Source organism: Paenibacillus sp. Lou8.1, from assembly GCF_024213565.1.
Lineage (GTDB): Bacteria > Bacillota > Bacilli > Paenibacillales > Paenibacillaceae > Paenibacillus > Paenibacillus polymyxa_B.
Genome location: NZ_JANAVN010000003.1, coordinates 140,821 through 158,496, shown reverse-complemented (window position 1 = coordinate 158,496; position 17,676 = coordinate 140,821). Strand labels below are relative to the sequence as shown.

Genomic DNA, 17,676 nt, shown 5'->3' with positions numbered 1-17,676 from the left:
CTGACAGCATTATGTCAGTAGCATTTCAACATTTTTTCCACTTCTGTACGTATCCGCTCCCGGAGCGACTCAGGCTCCAGCACAACCATATCCGCGCCCCATCCAAGTACCCATTGCAGTAATTCCTCCGGCTGTCTGACGCGGAAGAGTATATGCAGTCCATCTGCACGCTCCTCTATGGCCTCCATATAAAAGTTGTTCGCTTCCTTCACCTTATCTGCTATATCCGAACGTGCTAGTATGCGAACAGTTACATGACGGTCATCGGTTTGCTTGTAATCCTGCAAATGAAAATCGACAGGCAACTGGAACCTGTCCTCCAGCACGATAAGCTCGTCCATACGTGACAGACGGAAATGACGAAGCTGCTGCCTCAATTCACATTGCCCAATTAACACCCAAGAACCACGGAGCAGGACAAGACCATAAGGAGCGACCACACGCACACTTTGACGATTCCCGTCAGCCTCTGGCATTCTTTTGGAGTAGCCAAACTGTACTTTACGTTTTTCCAATACAGCGAGACGCAGCGTTTCCAAATAGGTTTTCTCTCTATGGTTTGCTCCTTCACCCACTGCGAGCAGTCTGATGGTCTTACGCACCCGGGAGACTTCCCTGCGGACGCTCTCCGGTAAAATGGCTTCAATCTTTCTGCGGGAAGCTTGCGCCTTGATACCGTAGTCTGTATCAAATTTTTGTTCGACAAAATCCGTTCCGATTAGCAACGCCACAGCCTCTTCTGCGGTAAAGCACAAGGGGGGCAGGAAGTACCCCTCCATCAAGGAATATCCAATGCCCGGTGCTCCTACAATCGGTACGCCCGATTCACTTAGAGCCTGAACATCCCGATAGATGGTCCTCACACTCGTTTCGAATATGGCTGCCAAATCCTCGGCTCGTACAATATCCTTACGCTGCAACTCTAGCAAGATCGCTAGCATACGATCTGTTTTATTCATGCCACGGCCCCTCTCTGGAAGGATCAAAAATGCAGAAATACAAAAAAGCAATAAGGACAGTACAGTCACTGCGACTTATTGCTCTTTTTTCATATGGAAGTTACTCCATTACTTAAAAAATACTTTTTCGACGTTATATTTAGCCTTTTGTGAATTGATGATGTAGGTTTCATAAATTTCTCGCTCTACTGCATCTTCCACAATACAAACCTCAATAATCGCTACTTCGTTCCGCTTGTCCTTGATCGGCGATACGGTATCTTCAAAATGTTTTTTGATTCTTTGTCTCAGCTTTCTTGCTTTACCAACAAACAGCAATTCCCCCTGTGTGTTGTAGAACATAAAGATACCAGCCTTATCTCTAGGGATCAGGTGAAAGTCGGTAAATCCGTAAATATGGCTGAGCTCAGGGTTAACCTGTTTGGTAATCGTGATATCCGGAGTTGGAATTGTTATATTAATCACTATGTCACTTCCTCATTCTATATAGGTGTAAATATTATCACAAATCCTGCGGTAACACCATTTAATAATCCTTGCCCCATCGCAAGACAGATCGGTGAAATTTTATAATTTACCTACTATGCGAGTACGTCGGTTTCCGTTACAATATGTCAGTGTGATTCTGGCATCGGCAGATTGACGCGTACTTGAACATTATTGGAGGCTTCTATTTTTTTATGCAAAATGAATCTCATTCTAACGTAAAAATCATAACGGCCGATCCGAGTGCGATCGGCCTGTTTGGCTTGGCTATTGTAACGCTTGTGGCTTCATCCCAAAAGCTTGGCCTCACCGAAGGCTTAAGCTTCATCATCCCTTGGGCTATATTTCTCGGTGCTTTTGCACAGCTGTTTGCCTCCATTCAGGATGCAAAACATAACAACACCTTCGGCATGACGGCATTTGGTGCTTACGCCTTCTTCTGGTTAGCCGTAGCCAGTAGCTGGATGATTAAAATGGGCGTATTCGGCTCAGAGCTGGCATCTGCTGTAGATGGCAAACAGCTCGGCTTTGCCTTTGCGGGCTATCTCATCTTTACGCTTTTCATGACCATTGGAGCGATGGAGACGCATAAGGTTTTATTCTTTATTTTTGTGTTGATTGATTTTCTGTTCCTCGGTCTTAGCTTCGATGCATTTGGCGTTGCCCCAGAGGTGTTCCATACCATCGCCGCTTATGCTGAAATGGGCATTGGTCTGCTCTCACTGTATGGTACAGGAGCTGCCGTTCTGAATGCTCATTTTGGCCGTACATTCCTGCCCGTCGGACGTCCTTTCGGCATTTTCAAGCCACGTCCTTAGCTGTATATGTAAACCCACAAAGCCGCCTTTCGCGCCGATCCGCGTTAAGGACGGCTTTGGGGATATAAGGATGGAATTGGTATAATAACAAAGTGAAAGGAGATGATATCGTGAGAAAACGGCTGAACAATGGAGTTAATTGCACGCCGACTAAAGGCTGTCCGGTGGAAGTAACCTTAAGCATTATCGGCGGAAAGTGGAAAGGAATCATTCTGTACGAATTGCTGGGTGGAACTAAGCGGTTTCAAGAACTGCGGCGGGCACTTCCCATGGCCACTCAAAAAATGCTGACCCTCCAACTGAGAGAGTTAGAAGCAGACGGTCTCATTCACCGCGAAGTTCATCACCTTGTTCCGCCTAAAGTGGAATACTCGCTAACCCCGCTCGGAGCTTCGCTTGAGTCAATACTCACCCAAATGAAGGCTTGGGGAGAACGATTTCAGGCCGAACATCATATCTCCGACTTTTCAAACCTGAAATAACGAACCGGTGTAATAAATGAAACTGAGGATAAAAAAAGTGCCTAATTTACAATCTCCGCGTGTCGGATTAAGCTAAAGATGCTCGCCGGCGAAATCCTGGGACGTATGATCACCGTCCGACATACAGAGGAGAATGGATATGAGCGCATATGTTATCGTAGATATAAAAGTAGAGGAAGAAGCTGTTTTCAAACAATACGCAGAGCTAGCAGATGCGCTACTGCAGAAAGTGCCGGGATTCCGCAACCTTACCCTAGATCCACAGCCCGAGACACTGGAAGGCACATGGAAGCCTTCAATAGTCGTAGTTCACGAATTCCCGACTTACGAGGCTGCCAAGCAGTTCTATTATTCCGATGACTACGCCCCCTTAATTAAGCTGCGCCAATCAGGAACTCAAGCTAATGTTATTCTGGTTAACGGAAGAGCATAACTCCTGTTCTGCTACTTTTCATATACTAGGACAATTCGCACTCGAATTAGGTAACTAGCTTATTTAATTTCATAGTCATTCAATAAAACAAACTGCTACGTCCTTAATAGGACGTAGCAGTTTTTCCAGTACAACGTAAAAAATGTAACCGTACACCTTCGCCAGCATCTTGTTCTCCCCCGGATGAAGGTAACACCGCTCCATAAAATTATAGAGTGTCCCCTGGGACAGGCTTCAACGTCTTCTCCGCCATTCTGTCGAGTGTCCAGACTAGTCCCCCCACGGCAAGAGTGGCGATGACCGCCATAATTGCAGTTCCGCCGACATGCAGCAGCAGCACGGGAACCCACAGCAGTCCAAGTATACGATGGATGGTTCGCATCCACTTGTTGCGTACTTTATTAATATAGAAGCCGTACCCGGAGATAGCCAGTATAATAGCAAAGGCTGCTAGACCGGAGTAGGTTTTGTGATCTTGAAATTTGGTAATCAGGAAATAGACACCATGAACGGCAATAAGAATCAAGGTCGCCCAACCCAGCAGTTTATGCAAGGAGTGAAACAACTTTCCGGCCTTTCGAACCAGCATTGACGGCGATCTCAGTTTCTTCTTAAACCAGAACCAACAGAAAGAGGCCGCCCCAAGAAAAACGGAGATCGTACCCAAGGTATTAAATATTCCCCCGTTTCCCCCACCACCTTTTCCGCCGGGACGTCCGCCCATGTGTCCTGGTACATTGCCGCCTCCCGGAGGTCGCATGCCAGGCTTGCCGCCGGAAACCGAGGACATGTAGTAATAGTAGATTATGAGTAGAGCTGCTACCGTAACTGCGATGATAGCCGGAATCCAAACCTTCCTTCTCATTTTTGTTTTCATTAGTTATGCATCCTCCCCGGGAAAATTGCCTTGATTGTACCCGGTCAAGCTGAAAACAAGATGAAAGCTGGCTGAAAGTATCCCTTTTTAGGGTATATAAAATCATACAATGATAACAATGTATACAATAATTGTAATAAAAGGGGTGCTTGTGAAAATGAAACAAGACGAATCTCGTACCACATTTCCGCAATTTCCCGAATCATATTGGTTAGCTTCAACTGACATCCCCAACTTTCCCAAACTTAGTGAAGATATTCAGGTGGATGTTGCCATTGTAGGTGCGGGGATTACTGGTATTACCACTGCTTATTTACTTTCTAAAAAAGGACTAAACGTCGCAGTCGTCGACGCAGGGCGGATACTTCATGGAACAACGGGCCATACGACCGCCAAAATTACCGCACAACATGATTTGATCTACAGCGAGTTTCTTTCACATTTTGGCAAGGAAAAAACCCGGCTCTATTATGAAGCTAACCGCGATGCTCTTGAATTTATCAGACAAACGGTAGAAGAGTACCATATCGATTGTCAATTTACAGAAGAAGATGCCTACGTTTATACATGTGCGGATACGCATGTGGAAAAAATCAACGACGAATATAAAGCTTACAAGGAACTTGGCATCCCGGGAAGTTATGTCGAACAAACGCCTCTGCCCTTTTCAACTAAAGCAGCTATTATGATGGAAAACCAAGCTCAGTTTAATCCGATTCCTTTCTTAAGGTATCTAGCCAATCAAGTCATCCGGCAAGGCGGGAAGATTTATGAGCAGACCACCGTTGTGGGTGTGGATAAGGGAACCCCCTCCATTATTAATACAAGCGACGGGCACAAAATCACCTGCAACTATGTCGTATCCTCCTCGCATTTTCCGTTCAATGATCCAAACAGTCTTTATTTTGCGCGATTGCATGCCGAGCGGTCTTATGTACTAGCGGTCAAGACGGACAAAACCTATCCGGGTGGTATGTACCTAAGTGCGGAAACCCCCAAACGTTCGCTTCGCTCTGTACTAATAAACGGAGAACCGATGGTTATCGTCGGTGGGGAAGGCCACAAAACGGGACAAGGAATCTGTACTTTCCAGTACTATGAAGCTTTACAAAAGTTTGCGGAGCAAACATTTGGATTAAAGGAGATCGTTTATCGCTGGTCGGCCCAAGACTTGTATACGCTAGACAAACTCCCTTATATTGGGCAGGAACTATCTAACACTTCTAACATCCTCGTTGCTACGGGGTATAGAAAATGGGGGATGACCACAAGTGTAGCGGCGGCTTTATTAAATACGAATCTGATTACCAGAGAGGAAAGCCCGTATCAGGATCTTTTCTCCCCTTCAAGATTTCATATGGACCCTGACATTAAAACATTTGTGACTCAAAATGCGAATGTGGCTAAACATTTGATTGCTGGGAAATTGGGGATCAACTACAAAAAAGCCGAAGAACTGCAGCACGACGAAGGGGCGGTCATTCGGGTGAACGGCAAAAGAGCGGGCGCATACCGAGACCCACAAGGAGCATTACACCTAGTGGACACAACATGCACCCATATGGGTTGCGAAGTCGAGTGGAATGAAGCGGAAAGAACATGGGATTGCCCTTGTCATGGCTCACGCTTTTCATATCAAGGCGAAGTCATTGAAGGTCCGGCCAAAAAATCGCTTGGCAAGGTTGAAGGGGAATAGCACCAACCTTTGTATGCTTAAGGAGACTCAAGAGCACAGGCCTTACTGGAATCGCTCGCTGTTCTTCCAAAAGGGTCGCCCTCGTTTGGTAACCCAACCTTTTCATAGCTCTGAATAAACTTAGTTACGCTGGACAACATACCTTTGAGAATCATAAAAGAAAGGTGATCCTATGATAAGCCAACAGTCTGCATTAGCGGCGCATGAGTCCCTAGAGATCCACGAAGCGCTTAATTTTAAAACGTTATGCTTAGCCAAGTCCAAATTAATGCAGGGCTTGGTATTCGATCAAGAGCTAAGGGATTTAATGGAAAAAGATGTTCAGCAATCTATACAAGCTATTGCCGATTTGCAAGCATTGTATGTTAAAGCACCGTTTCAGGCACCTGTTCCAGAATTCCGTCCCACACCAATATTAAATTGAGGTGAATGATGTGACATTAAATCAGACCCAGTCCGCAAGAATGGATTATGTGGATCCAAAAAACTCATTAAATATGCCGGAAATGGCAGACATGACATTTGCGATGGACTTTCTGATTCGCGTCAAGGAAGGGGTTCGAAATACAGCCATAGCCTTGACGGAAACCGTCTCTCCAGATGCTAGAACTCTGTTGCGCAATCAATTGCATCAAGGCATCGCGTTTCATCAGGAAATCACTGATCTTATGGTACGAAAAAAATGGTTTCATCCCTATGATCTGCAAAAGCAGTATCAATTGGATCAACTATCAGCCAACAAGACGGTGGACATCAGCAAAATGAAACTGTTCCCAGACGATACCACCCGCAAGGGTATGTTTGATCGCACGCCGGACGAACATATGGGAGGAAACCAGGCATGAAAGCAGTGACCTACCAAGGTATCAAAAACGTTGTGGTTAAAGATGTTCCGGACCCGAGTATTCAAAAAGCCGATGATGCGATTATCAGACTGACAACAACCGCTATTTGTGGTTCAGATCTGCATCTCATTCATGGAATGATTCCGAATCTACAAGAGGATTATGTAATTGGGCATGAGCCGATGGGGGTTGTAGAAGAAGTCGGCAGCGGCGTAACCAACTTGAAAAAGGGAGACCGCGTGATCATTCCGTTTAACATAGCGTGCGGTGAATGCTTTTATTGTAAAAACCAATTGGAAAGTCAATGTGATCATTCTAATGAGCATGGAGATATGGGCGGTTTTTTCGGCTATTCAGGAACAACTGGTGGATATCCGGGTGGACAAGCTGAATATTTACGTGTGCCTTTTGCCAACTTCACTCACTTCAAAATTCCGGAGAGTTGTGAACATCCTGACGAGAAGCTTTGCCTGATTGCTGATGCCATGACTACTGCATTTTGGAGCGTCGATAATGCCGGAGTGAAGAAGGGGGATACTGTCATTGTTATTGGCTGTGGGCCGGTAGGTTTGTTAGCGCAAAAGTTCGCCTGGTTCAAAGGGGCAAAACGAGTCATTGCGGCAGACTATCTGGATTATCGTCTGCAACACGCGAAGCGCACCAATCACGTGGAGATCGTTAATGTGGAATCGCAAGAAAACGTTGGCAACTACCTGAAGGAGATGACCAAAGGAGGCGCGGACGTAGTTATTGATTGCTCCGGCATGAGCGGTAAAATGTCTCCGCTGGAATCCTTGGCTTCTGGTCTCAAACTTCACGGTGGAGCTTTAGGAGGGTTGGTCATAGCCACACAAGCTGTCCGCAAAGGCGGGACCATTCAAGTTACCGGGGTATACGGCGGACGATATAACGGTTTTCCTTTGGGAGACATTTTTCAGCGAAATGTTAATTTACGTACGGGACAAGCTCCCGTTATTCACTATATGCCCTATATGTATGAGCTGATTGATACGGGAAAGGTGGACCCAGGAGACGTTGTTACACACGTCATTCCGTTAAGCGACGCCAAACGTGGATATGAAATTTTCGATACCAGACAAGACAATTGCATCAAAGTGGTACTTAAACCTTAACTATATATTTTGAATGGAGGCAAACGTCATATGGTGTATGGCCTGCATGAAACTCTTGAAGTCCATGAACTGTCAGCGTTCAAGGCAGTATGTCTTACCAAGTCCAAAACAATGCAAGCATTAATCTCTGATCCGACTCTCAAAGCTATATTACAGCAGGATGTTGACTTATCAACCCGCCAAATACAAGAACTCGGCACCCTCTTAGATCAAGCCATTTCACAGGAGGTTAAGCCATGAATACACTGTTGGAGCATTTGACCGGACTGCATACCTTAACGGACCAAGTCATTGCAGCCGATTTTCTGAACGCGGCCAAAAGCGGTGTGAGAAATTACGCTATGGCCGTAACAGAAGCGGGAACTCCAGAAATTAAGGCGATTCTTACAAAGCAACTGGATGAAGCTATTGATACGCATGAGCAAATTTCCACGTACATGATTGAACGCGGCTGGTATCACCCTTGGAACGTAAAAGAGCAGCTTTCGATGGATCTGCAAAATATCAATACTGCATTGCAAGCTCCCGTTTTGTAAAAAGAAAAAGTACGTTCTTGCTAATCTATGAAACCCACAAAGCCGCCTTTCACGCCGATTCGCGTGAAAGACGGCTTTGGGTTTATCTCATTATCTTCATTATTCGGCTTGCCAATTTGGCATCCGCTCGGCCGGGTAACGAAGGCCTGCTGCCATTCCTTTGGGGATGATTGCGTTAATAGTCTCCATTTCTTCTGCGGACAAAACCACATCGACGGCTCCTGCATTTTCCTCTAAATACGTAACCCGCTTGGTTCCTGGAATCGGTACAATTCCCTCTTGCGCAAGCAGCCATGCCAACGCCAGTTGAGAAGGTTTGACCCCTTTTTGGGCAGCAAGGCCCTTAACATGCTGCACGAGATCCAGATTTTTCTGGAAATTCTCAGGTTGAAAACGTGGCACAGAGCGACGGAAATCATCTTCTGCAAAATCATCAAACTTCTGAATTTGCCCGCTCAAAAATCCGCGTCCAAGTGGACTGTAGGCCACAAATTCGATGCCCAGTTCCTTACACGTCGGTATAACTTCATCTTCCGCTTCCCGGCTCCATAAAGAGTATTCCGTTTGCAGGGCTGTAATCGCATGTACCTTGTGAGCGCGTCGAATGAGCCCAGGAGAAGCTTCGGACAGCCCCAAATAGCGGACTTTTCCCGCCTGAACCAGGTCACTCATCGCACCCACCGTTTCCTCAATAGGTACATTCGGATCGACACGGTGCTGGTAGTACAAATCAATCACATCTACTCCTAGTCTTTGCAGACTGCGGTCGCATGCCTCTTTTACATATTCGGGACGGCCACTTACACCCATGAATGCGCCATCTTCCCCACGCATAATAGAAAATTTAGTAGCTAACACCACTTCGTCACGGCGGCTCCGCAAAACTTGGCTAATCAGTTTTTCATTTTTCCCCACACCGTAGACATCGGCAGTATCCCAGAAGTTTATCCCTAGCTCCAGCGCACGATGAAGCGTTTTGATCGACTCCTGATCATTCAACTCACCGTAATATTCGGACATTCCCATGCAGCCCAGACCCAGTGCAGATACTTGAAGGTCGCTGTTACCCAGTTGTTTCTTTTTCAATTTGTATCACTCCTCAATTGTCAGAATAGTCATCGCATTTCCTAATCACTACGTCACATTCCGTATGTTACTACTTAAAGTTAACTTGAAGTCAAGCGTTGTCTGGTTTTGAAGGGGGGAATTATTATGTATGAACAGAAGCACTTCAGTAGCTTCTGGACGGTAGGGGAATTCATTTACAAAGCTAAGGCTTCTTCCGTAATCTTTTTGATATCAATGGATGAGGGCGTTTCTTCCTTGACCATATCGGGCAGGATATTTTCCAAAAAATAATTAACGCAGTGTAATTGAATATTCTTGATTTTCACAAGTGCATTACGGTACATGACTATAAATTCCTTTTCAGTATTTCCCCGCTGAAGCTCAGCAAATGCTTCGTACACCTGATCCATTTTGTCTGCAACTTCAAGGATTAAACCTTCTACAGAATCATCTTTACCTTCCCTTAGCTGCTTGCGAAAAATGGCTTTAAAATCCTCGGGAATATTCTCTTCAATAAAATACTCAACCATACCTTCTTCGACCTGCTGGATTAATAGCCGTAGTTCCTTAGAGGAATGCTTAACTGGCGTTTTGATGTCTCCAATAAAAATCTCCCCGTAATCGTGACTGCTCGTAATCTCGTATAGCTTTTTCCAGTCAATACTGACCCCATTTCTTTCTTCAATATCAGCCAGCGTTTTGGCATATTGCACCACTTTCCAGGAATGAGCCGATACGCTGTGTTCCTCAAATTTAAACTTACCTGGACAACGGATGATTCTTTCCAGCTCATTTAGCGACCGAAAATACGTGTGAATTCCCATCATTGCATCCATCCTTTAAAATATATGAGATAGTCAATATAAACCCACTATAAACCTCAACTATTAACAGTAGATTATCGCAATATCAAGTTGAGTCCACCATGTAGCACATACACAATTTTTGCTATACACTTTATAAAAGAGGAGTTTGCAAAATCCAATAAGCGACTGGAATCGAATTTTCCAAAAACCAAAAAAAGTAAAAAGTGGTGAAATCGTTGTTCAAAATCTTACTAATTGAAGATGATGAAACTTTGTTCCATGAAATGAAGGATCGGTTAACTCAATGGAACTATGATGTGTATGGCATCCATGACTTTAATAAAGTCATTCAGGAATTCACAACGATAAAACCTGATCTGGTCGTGATAGATATTCAATTGCCGAAATTTGATGGGTTTCATTGGTGTCGAATGATTCGATCCCACTCTAACGTCCCCATCCTTTTCTTATCGTCACGGGATCATCCTACGGATATGGTGATGTCGATGCAGCTTGGAGCGGATGATTTTATCCAAAAACCGTTTCATTTTGATGTACTCATTGCAAAATTACAGGCGACATTCCGCCGCGTATATAACTACAATACAGAGCCTGTCTCTCTGAAAACATGGTGTGGAGCGACGGTCGATTATGAAAAAAATGTAGTAGCCAATGAGGCTGGCTCCATCGAATTAACCAAGAACGAGATTTTTATTTTGAAGTTGCTAATCGAACAAAAAAATAAAATTGTCGCACGAGAGGAATTAATTAAAAGCCTCTGGGATGATGAACGTTTTGTCAGCGACAATACCCTGACCGTCAACTTGAACCGCCTGCGTAAAAAATTAGACGAGCTGGATTTGGGCCGTTTCATTGAAACGAAAGTCGGACAAGGCTACATGGCTACAGAAGAGGCACCTTCCTATGATTAAAAAATATCTTATAGAGAGGCGGAGCTGGATTCTACTGTTTGTATGCCAGCAATTTCTGATCCTGTTCATTGCTTATGTGGATGCACTAATTCCGTTAATGCCCATCCTTTATATCATCTTCTTATCCATGATGATTTTCTTGGTTTTTTTAATCATGCGTTATCCCAAGGAAACCAAATTCTATACAACACTAGAAGAATGGAGGAGCCCTCTTGAACTAACGGGTATAGGCGAACCGGAGAGTCCGTTTGAGCAAATCATTGAACAAAAAATCACTGACCAGACCGAACGGTTACAACAGATCATCTCGCAAAATCAATTGACACTTGAACATGAAAAAGATGAACTATTATCCTGGATTCATGAGGTGAAAACACCTTTGACCACCATGCATTTGATGATTGAGCGGTTGGACGATAAGCCCCTAAAAGCTCAGTTAACCTATGAATGGCTACGAATCCACTTACTGCTGGATCAGCAGCTCCATCACAAACGCATATCCTTTATTGAAAATGATCTGTATGTCGAGCAAGTGAATTTAAAATCTCTGGTTTTTAATGAAATCAAAGCATTACAGTCATGGTGCATCCAAAAAGGGATCGGTTTTGACATCCAATTGGAGCACATGGAAGTGCTGAGTGATGCCAAATGGCTGGCCTTTATCATCAGACAGCTCTTAACCAATGCCATCAAATATAGCGATGCCAGTGATATTATCATTCACAGCTATGAACAGAGGGATCGAATACAGCTTGAGATCCAAGACTTTGGGCGCGGTATTGATCCGAAGGATATACCCCGTATTTTCGAGAAAGGTTTTACCTCCACAACCCAACATTCTGATCATACTTCAACGGGCATGGGGTTATATTTAACGAAAAAGGCAGCCCAGTCCTTGCTCATACATATAGATGTGCACTCCAAACCGAACGTGGGTACAACCTTCACTTTAATTTTTCCCAAACGAAATGATTTCGTGAGCATGGTGAGCATGTGACAGAGATGTCACATGCTTTTATGTATTGTTCGCCCAATCAAAGGAAAAACATCGGCTCTATTTTTATAATAAGGCTACAAGAACAATAAGGAGTGCATCGAAGTGAATATTTTAGAAGCCCATAAAATTCATAAAAGCTACGGTAATAAGTTAAATATGCAGGAGGTTTTGAAGGGAATAGATATCGTCATTGAAGAAGGGGAATTTGTCAGTATTATGGGAGCCTCCGGCTCAGGTAAAACCACACTGCTGAATGTTCTTTCCTCTATTGATAAAGTGAGCCAAGGTTCCATTAAAATCAATGATATCGAAATGACGAAAATGAAAGAAAAGCAACTGGCTGAATTTCGCAAACAGCATTTAGGCTTTATTTTTCAAGAGTATAATCTGCTGGATACGCTAACCGTGAAGGAGAACATTCTCTTACCGTTATCCATCACCAAAACGCCTAAAAAAGAAGCCAACCAAAAATTTCAGGAAGTAGCTACAGAGCTGGGAATTTATGAGCTCAAGGACAAATACCCCAATGAAATCTCGGGTGGACAGAAACAGCGAACATCTGCGGCCAGAGCATTTATTCATGAGCCCAGTATTATTTTTGCCGATGAACCTACGGGTGCGCTGGATTCCAAGTCGGCCTCCGATTTATTAAATAAGCTGGGCCAGTTGAACCAAAAACGCAAGGCGACCATTATTATGGTCACGCATGATCCTGTCGCAGCCAGCCATTGCAGTCGGGTCATTTTTATTAAGGATGGGCAGATGTATACGCAGCTTCATAAAGGCGAGCAGGAAAGACAAAGCTTCTTCCAGGATATCATGAAAACCCAAGGGGTCTTAGGCGGGGTCCAATATGAACATTAATCTGCTCATTCTAAAGAATTTGAAAAAAAACCTGAAAAATTATTACCTGTATGTTTTTGCTCTCATTTTTAGTGTTGCGCTCTATTTCGCTTTCGTCACATTACAATACGATCCTTCCATGGACGAAGTGAAAGGTTCTGTTAAAGGTGCAGCTTCCATACGGGCAGCTTCCGTTTTACTGGTCGCCATTGTCTGCATCTTCCTTTTATATGCTAATAATATCTTTATAAAAAGACGCAGCAAAGAAATTGGCCTATTTCAATTGATCGGAATGACCAAAAACAAAATTTTTCGCATCCTGAGTGCTGAAAACTTAATTCTATACTTCAGTTCCCTATTTATTGGAATCGGAGTTGGATTTTCCTTTTCCAAATTAGTGATCATGATCTTATTTAAGACGACAGGCGTCGAAGCCATTGCCACTCTATATTTCTCTAACCAAGCACTGATTCAAACACTCATCGTTTTTTGTATCATCTACCTGTTGATCATGCTCATGAATTATTCCTTTATCAAGAGACAAAGTATTTTGTCTTTGTTCAGAGTGAACTCAACCACCGAAGGGAAAATCAAGAAAATAACGATCTATGAGATGATCATCGGGATCATTGGCATCTCTCTCATCGCTTTAGGTTACTATGTTTCCTCCAAATTATTTGGCGGAGACTTTACATCCATGAATGAATTGTTTATGGCTATGGTGTTTATTTTGGGCACTGTCATCATCGGAACACTACTTTTTTATAAAGGATCTATCCGCTTTATTTCCAATATCATCAGAAAAAGTAAAGGCGGCTATTTGAACATTAATGAGGTGCTATCTCTCTCATCCATTATGTTCCGCATGAAATCCAATGCTTTGTTGTTGACCATTATTACAACAGTATCGGCACTTGCCATCGGTTTACTTTCCTTAAGCTATATCGCCTATTATTCTGCGGATCAATCAGCTGAGGACAATGTACCTTCCCATTTTGCAATGACGAATGAACCGGATGCTGAGAAATTCAAAACGTTACTTCAAGAGCATGACATAAAGTATCGTGAGAAGAAAATTGAAGTTATTCAAGTCAGTGTGGACACAGTGCAAATCATGGAGACTCCTCTGGAAGGATTAAATATCGGTGCGAATTCCATGACGTTGCCTGTCATAAGCGATCAATCTGTGGAGGGTACGGATGTATCTCCAGGTCAAGCAATTTTAATGGGCTATAATGATCTGTTACAGAAATTTATGTCCTTGAAAAACTTTGGTCCATTGGATTTGAAGGGAAAAAAAGAAGTCATACATCAACAATATTTGGGTCTAAAAAAGGAGTATGTGATTCCCTACTATTTTACAGCCGGGGGGGTACCCACTGCCATTGTAGACGAAACCATATTTGAGCGGTTAAAGAAAGATGTAAATCCTGAGATTCAAAAGAAATCATCCTTATATATTGGAATTGATATGATAAATGCAGAACAGATTGAAGAAGCCAATCGTCTCTTTGCAGCTGCGGATTTTAATGATCAACAAACATCACGCCTTGAAATGAGCAGCAATCAGAAGCGGAACATGGGAGTGATCATGTTTGTAGTTGGATTTTTAGGACTCACCTTTCTCATTACATCAGGCTGTATCCTTTATTTTAAGCAAATGGATGAGAGCGAAGACGAAAAAGCCAATTACACCGTGTTAAGAAAGTTAGGGTTCACTCAAAGTGACCTGCTTAGAGGCATTAAAATAAAACAACTCTTTAACTTCGGCATCCCATTAGTGATTGGCCTTTCACATAGCTATTTCGCCGTCCAATCCGGCTGGTTCTTGTTTGGAACTGAAATTTGGATGCCTATGATCATCGTTATGGTGCTGTACACCGCCTTATATTCCATTTTTGGGATACTATCCATCCTGTATTATAAAAAGGTCATTAAATCAGCATTGTAATTGGTAAAAAGCAAAAAAGTCCCAGGCGAAAGTGCTGGGGCTTTTTCAAATATTTGAGCATTTTCGTTCCTACATGTACAATAAAATAACTATCATCGTAACCCCAAAGGGGGAGAGCTTATTTTATTATTAATCATCAATGGCATCGGCATCGTAGCCAATATCATACTCGGTTCCTCTGTAGGCGTGGCTATTATCGTAGGAATCGTCTTTTTCCTGATTGGCTTGCCTGAGTTTAAAAAATCGCCGAGACTTACGAAAGAGGCTAAAAAAGATATCACCTATATTATGTCAACCCTATTAACTCTTCTTATATTCGTAGTTATCGTTTCTTGGAACCTCCATACTTCAGGTGACCTGTTTCTTGAAGGTCCGCTAACACCGCAAATGAAGTTTCACTGGGGACAAAAGGTGTTGATGCTAGGATTACTGGAGGGTTTATGGGCTGTCATCAGCCTAAAATGGCTGTTGCCCATCTTTTTTGATCCGCTGGATCTCAGTAAAAAGCAAATCCTTGTTTTAGTGAGCGGGATTGTATTTAGTGTGGGTTCAGGTATTTATGCCATGCTTGAAGCAAGTTAAAAATGCTTAACGCAAAGGTTCAAAACCCTCTGCTTGCTTCAGAATTCGCTCAATTTCCACGCATGTCTCCGGTTGTAGCGTCACTTCGACTGCTTTCACATTCTCTTCAATTTGTGACGGTTTAGTAGCCCCAATGAGTGCAGCGCTGATACCCGGTTCTCTCAGAATCCAGGCAAGCGCGAGCTGTGACAGGGTGATATCCAGATCCTTCGCCAGCTTTTCCAGCTCTTGGACACAGTTTAGAACGGTATCGTTCATGTAACTGCTGATGACATTATTGACCGAGGCATCAGCCCCGCGGCTACCCGTCGGTAAAGGTTGTCCAGGCTTGTATTTACCCGTGAGGATACCTTGGGCCAGAGGCGAAAATACAATTTGGCCGATACCTATCTGCCCGGATACAGGAAGTACCTCATGTTCGATATAACGTTCGAACATATTATAGATTGGCTGATTGGCAATCAGCGGGCGCAAATTAAGCCTTTTTCCAATCCCATAGGCATCCGTGAGCTGGGCAGCACTCCATTCACTGACAGCAGCGTACAGAATCTTCCCCTGAGCCTGAAGGTCATCGAGCGCTCGCAGCGTCTCTTCCAAAGGAGTATCCGAATCATAACGATGACAGAAGTACATGTCGATATAATCCGTACCAAGACGCTTCAGACTCGCTTCACATTGCTCCATAATGTGCTTGCGTGACAGTCCCCTGTCATTGGGACCGGAGTCCATAGGGAAGTACACCTTGGTAGATAACACATAGCTCTCTCTTCGATAAGGCTTCAGGGCAGCTCCCATAGCCTTCTCGCCTTCTCCCCGGTTATACGCGTTCGCGGTATCAAAGAAATTAATCCCGAGTTCAAAGGCTTTGGCAATACAGGTATGAGCGGCTTCCTGCTCGGCGGCTGTACCGTACGTCAACCAGCTCCCTAGACCGATTTCACTAATTTTAAGACCACTGTTGCCCACGTTTCTATATTTCATATCTACTCCTTCTTTCATAAGAAGATCATATTTTTATATTTTAACATGTAAACCCTTTCATTAAAACAAATGAGGATTTTGCAAAATCCTGAAATAATAAAGGATTCATGGAGTTACATGAAGGACATCTACCATCCAACCTATTTGGATGGTAGATGCTCATAGCCTCACAATCTCAAATCATGTCTACTTGCTTCCTACAGGAAAAAGCGCATCATATGCAGGACAAGGCAGTTTATCGAGAAACTCCTGAAGCTGCTTCGGTTTATTTTTGTAAATATCCTTTAGGGAAGTTCCATTATAAATATTGCCGATGACCACAGGGTGGCATAGCTCACAGATCAGGATGTCCCCGTTCCCGTGAAGATGGAGTTGTTTTTTACCATCAACGCAGTTGGAGAAATAGACACCCGGCTGTTCCTTGAAGCCCAGTGCTTCTGCAAAACGGTCCATACAGGTGAAATACAACACAGTATCGTCCTTTTTATGTGCAATCAGGTCATGAACGGAACGAACGAGCGCTTCCTTGGTAGAAATAGCGTTCCAGTTCGTATGATCCATCACGATACTGTTTTGGATTTCATGGATGCGCACACCGAGTTCATATACCTTTTCACTAATGGCTGGCATGTTGTTCTGCGTCTCTGCAAACAGCAACGTCTCCAGCACCGTTTCTAGCTTGGCTTCGGTACATAACCGAATATTCTGTACAATTTTCTCATACATGCGAGGATGTACATGATAATAGGCTGCATACTTATCGGCATCCGTGAAGTTGAAGGAGATATGAATATTGGAAAGTCCTGCATCACGCAGTTTCTCAATTCGTTCAGGGCTGAGCAAGCTGGCATTGGTATTAAGTTGGGTTGCGATGCCCTTGCTTGAACAGTGATTCACGATGTCCAGACAATCCTCATATTTCAAGGTCACTTCTCCCCCGGACAGTCGCACACGTTTTAACGTTGGAATGTCATCAATAATATCAATGACTTCTTTGCTGCTGATGCATTGCCCGTCGTTCCGCTGATACGCACAGCAGTAATCACACTTGAAGTTGCAATTGGAGGTAACCCCGACTTCCAGTCCCTCCAGCTCGTAGATGCCCGGCTTTTCCAGTTCAAGTGCTTTATATTTGTTGTCTATACTCACTTTCTCATGATCCTCCCAATCTCAGGCTTAAGTCTTGAATTCCCTTGAGATTATACAGAATAGGAGCGGTTTGTAGATATGACATTGGTAACGGAGAAAATG

General features: G+C 43.7%; 21 protein-coding genes. 14 read left to right on the top strand and 7 right to left on the bottom strand.

Translation table 11 applies throughout. The features are described from left to right. Positions 1–14: 14 nt before the first annotated feature. Both NLX78_RS05580 and NLX78_RS05575 read right to left on the bottom strand, forming a co-directional pair. Positions 15–959, bottom strand: coding sequence for a helix-turn-helix transcriptional regulator (locus NLX78_RS05580; protein ID WP_254349839.1), 945 nt, complete (start codon positions 957–959; stop codon positions 15–17). 108 nt (positions 960–1,067) lie between these two features. After that, the gene (locus tag NLX78_RS05575; RefSeq protein WP_254349838.1) at positions 1,068–1,424 is read right to left on the bottom strand and encodes a nucleotide excision repair endonuclease; all 357 of its coding nucleotides are present in this window, start codon (positions 1,422–1,424) and stop codon (positions 1,068–1,070) included. A gap of 215 nt (positions 1,425–1,639) precedes the next feature. Between NLX78_RS05575 and NLX78_RS05570 the strand changes: the two genes are divergently transcribed. The 3 genes from NLX78_RS05570 (at position 1,640) to NLX78_RS05560 (ending at position 3,178) form a co-directional block, all read left to right on the top strand. Further along, entirely contained in the window at positions 1,640–2,263 is a 624-nt protein-coding gene (locus tag NLX78_RS05570; protein ID WP_069290703.1) for an acetate uptake transporter, read from the top strand. A 110-nt stretch (positions 2,264–2,373) separates the two neighbouring features. Continuing rightward, complete coding sequence (locus tag NLX78_RS05565; RefSeq protein ID WP_367987748.1) at positions 2,374–2,745, top strand: winged helix-turn-helix transcriptional regulator; 372 nt, start codon at positions 2,374–2,376, stop codon at positions 2,743–2,745. A gap of 139 nt (positions 2,746–2,884) precedes the next feature. After that, positions 2,885–3,178 (top strand): DUF1330 domain-containing protein, encoded by a 294-nt coding sequence (locus NLX78_RS05560; RefSeq protein WP_016822569.1) that lies wholly within the window; start codon positions 2,885–2,887, stop codon positions 3,176–3,178. 208 nt (positions 3,179–3,386) lie between these two features. On the opposite strand, the gene NLX78_RS05555 is transcribed toward NLX78_RS05560, so the two are convergent. Next, a complete protein-coding gene (locus tag NLX78_RS05555) occupies positions 3,387–4,055 on the bottom strand; it encodes a hypothetical protein (protein ID WP_254349837.1) in 669 nt (222 codons plus the stop codon). A gap of 157 nt (positions 4,056–4,212) precedes the next feature. Between NLX78_RS05555 and NLX78_RS05550 the strand changes: the two genes are divergently transcribed. The 6 genes from NLX78_RS05550 to NLX78_RS05525 all read left to right on the top strand — a co-directional run bounded on the left by NLX78_RS05550 (position 4,213) and on the right by NLX78_RS05525 (position 8,265). Further along, a complete protein-coding gene (locus tag NLX78_RS05550) occupies positions 4,213–5,751 on the top strand; it encodes an FAD-dependent oxidoreductase (protein ID WP_254349836.1) in 1,539 nt (512 codons plus the stop codon). Between the two features lie 172 nt (positions 5,752–5,923). Beyond that, the gene (locus tag NLX78_RS05545) at positions 5,924–6,175 is read left to right on the top strand and encodes a spore gernimation protein GerQ (protein WP_254349835.1); all 252 of its coding nucleotides are present in this window, start codon (positions 5,924–5,926) and stop codon (positions 6,173–6,175) included. 40 nt (positions 6,176–6,215) lie between these two features. Then, complete coding sequence (locus NLX78_RS05540) at positions 6,216–6,596, top strand: spore coat protein (protein ID WP_235306746.1); 381 nt, start codon at positions 6,216–6,218, stop codon at positions 6,594–6,596. Continuing rightward, positions 6,593–7,729 (top strand): zinc-dependent alcohol dehydrogenase, encoded by a 1,137-nt coding sequence (locus NLX78_RS05535; protein ID WP_160788324.1) that lies wholly within the window; start codon positions 6,593–6,595, stop codon positions 7,727–7,729. The genes NLX78_RS05540 and NLX78_RS05535 overlap by 4 nt, the downstream gene beginning before the upstream one ends. A gap of 30 nt (positions 7,730–7,759) precedes the next feature. Further along, positions 7,760–7,969 carry a hypothetical protein gene (locus NLX78_RS05530; RefSeq protein WP_235306748.1) on the top strand — a complete coding sequence of 70 codons (210 nt, stop codon included), beginning with the start codon at positions 7,760–7,762 and terminating at the stop codon, positions 7,967–7,969. Then, positions 7,966–8,265 carry a spore coat protein gene (locus NLX78_RS05525; protein ID WP_025719163.1) on the top strand — a complete coding sequence of 100 codons (300 nt, stop codon included), beginning with the start codon at positions 7,966–7,968 and terminating at the stop codon, positions 8,263–8,265. Before NLX78_RS05530 ends, NLX78_RS05525 begins: the two co-directional genes overlap by 4 nt. Positions 8,266–8,364: 99 nt before the next feature. Here NLX78_RS05525 and NLX78_RS05520 read toward each other — a convergent pair whose 3' ends face one another. Next, entirely contained in the window at positions 8,365–9,351 is a 987-nt protein-coding gene (locus NLX78_RS05520) for an aldo/keto reductase (protein ID WP_254349834.1), read from the bottom strand. 176 nt (positions 9,352–9,527) lie between these two features. Continuing rightward, a complete protein-coding gene (locus tag NLX78_RS05515; RefSeq protein ID WP_069290707.1) occupies positions 9,528–10,157 on the bottom strand; it encodes a YfbR-like 5'-deoxynucleotidase in 630 nt (209 codons plus the stop codon). Between the two features lie 218 nt (positions 10,158–10,375). Between NLX78_RS05515 and NLX78_RS05510 the strand changes: the two genes are divergently transcribed. From NLX78_RS05510 to NLX78_RS05490, 5 genes are all read left to right on the top strand, one after another. Continuing rightward, the gene (locus tag NLX78_RS05510) at positions 10,376–11,071 is read left to right on the top strand and encodes a response regulator transcription factor (RefSeq protein ID WP_254349948.1); all 696 of its coding nucleotides are present in this window, start codon (positions 10,376–10,378) and stop codon (positions 11,069–11,071) included. Further along, the gene (locus NLX78_RS05505; RefSeq protein ID WP_250266995.1) at positions 11,064–12,068 is read left to right on the top strand and encodes a sensor histidine kinase; all 1,005 of its coding nucleotides are present in this window, start codon (positions 11,064–11,066) and stop codon (positions 12,066–12,068) included. Before NLX78_RS05510 ends, NLX78_RS05505 begins: the two co-directional genes overlap by 8 nt. 102 nt (positions 12,069–12,170) lie before the next feature. Continuing rightward, positions 12,171–12,932, top strand: a complete 762-nt coding sequence (locus tag NLX78_RS05500; RefSeq protein WP_061829789.1) for an ABC transporter ATP-binding protein — start codon at positions 12,171–12,173, stop codon at positions 12,930–12,932. Beyond that, on the top strand, positions 12,922–14,862 hold the full coding sequence (locus tag NLX78_RS05495) for an ABC transporter permease (protein WP_254349833.1): 1,941 nt from the start codon (positions 12,922–12,924) through the stop codon (positions 14,860–14,862). Before NLX78_RS05500 ends, NLX78_RS05495 begins: the two co-directional genes overlap by 11 nt. 186 nt (positions 14,863–15,048) lie before the next feature. Next, positions 15,049–15,444, top strand: a complete 396-nt coding sequence (locus tag NLX78_RS05490; RefSeq protein ID WP_254326310.1) for a hypothetical protein — start codon at positions 15,049–15,051, stop codon at positions 15,442–15,444. Between the two features lie 6 nt (positions 15,445–15,450). On the opposite strand, the gene NLX78_RS05485 is transcribed toward NLX78_RS05490, so the two are convergent. Then, positions 15,451–16,425 carry an aldo/keto reductase family protein gene (locus NLX78_RS05485; RefSeq protein WP_254349832.1) on the bottom strand — a complete coding sequence of 325 codons (975 nt, stop codon included), beginning with the start codon at positions 16,423–16,425 and terminating at the stop codon, positions 15,451–15,453. A gap of 186 nt (positions 16,426–16,611) precedes the next feature. After that, a complete protein-coding gene (locus NLX78_RS05480) occupies positions 16,612–17,574 on the bottom strand; it encodes a radical SAM protein (protein WP_254349831.1) in 963 nt (320 codons plus the stop codon). Positions 17,575–17,676 lie beyond the last annotated feature (102 nt).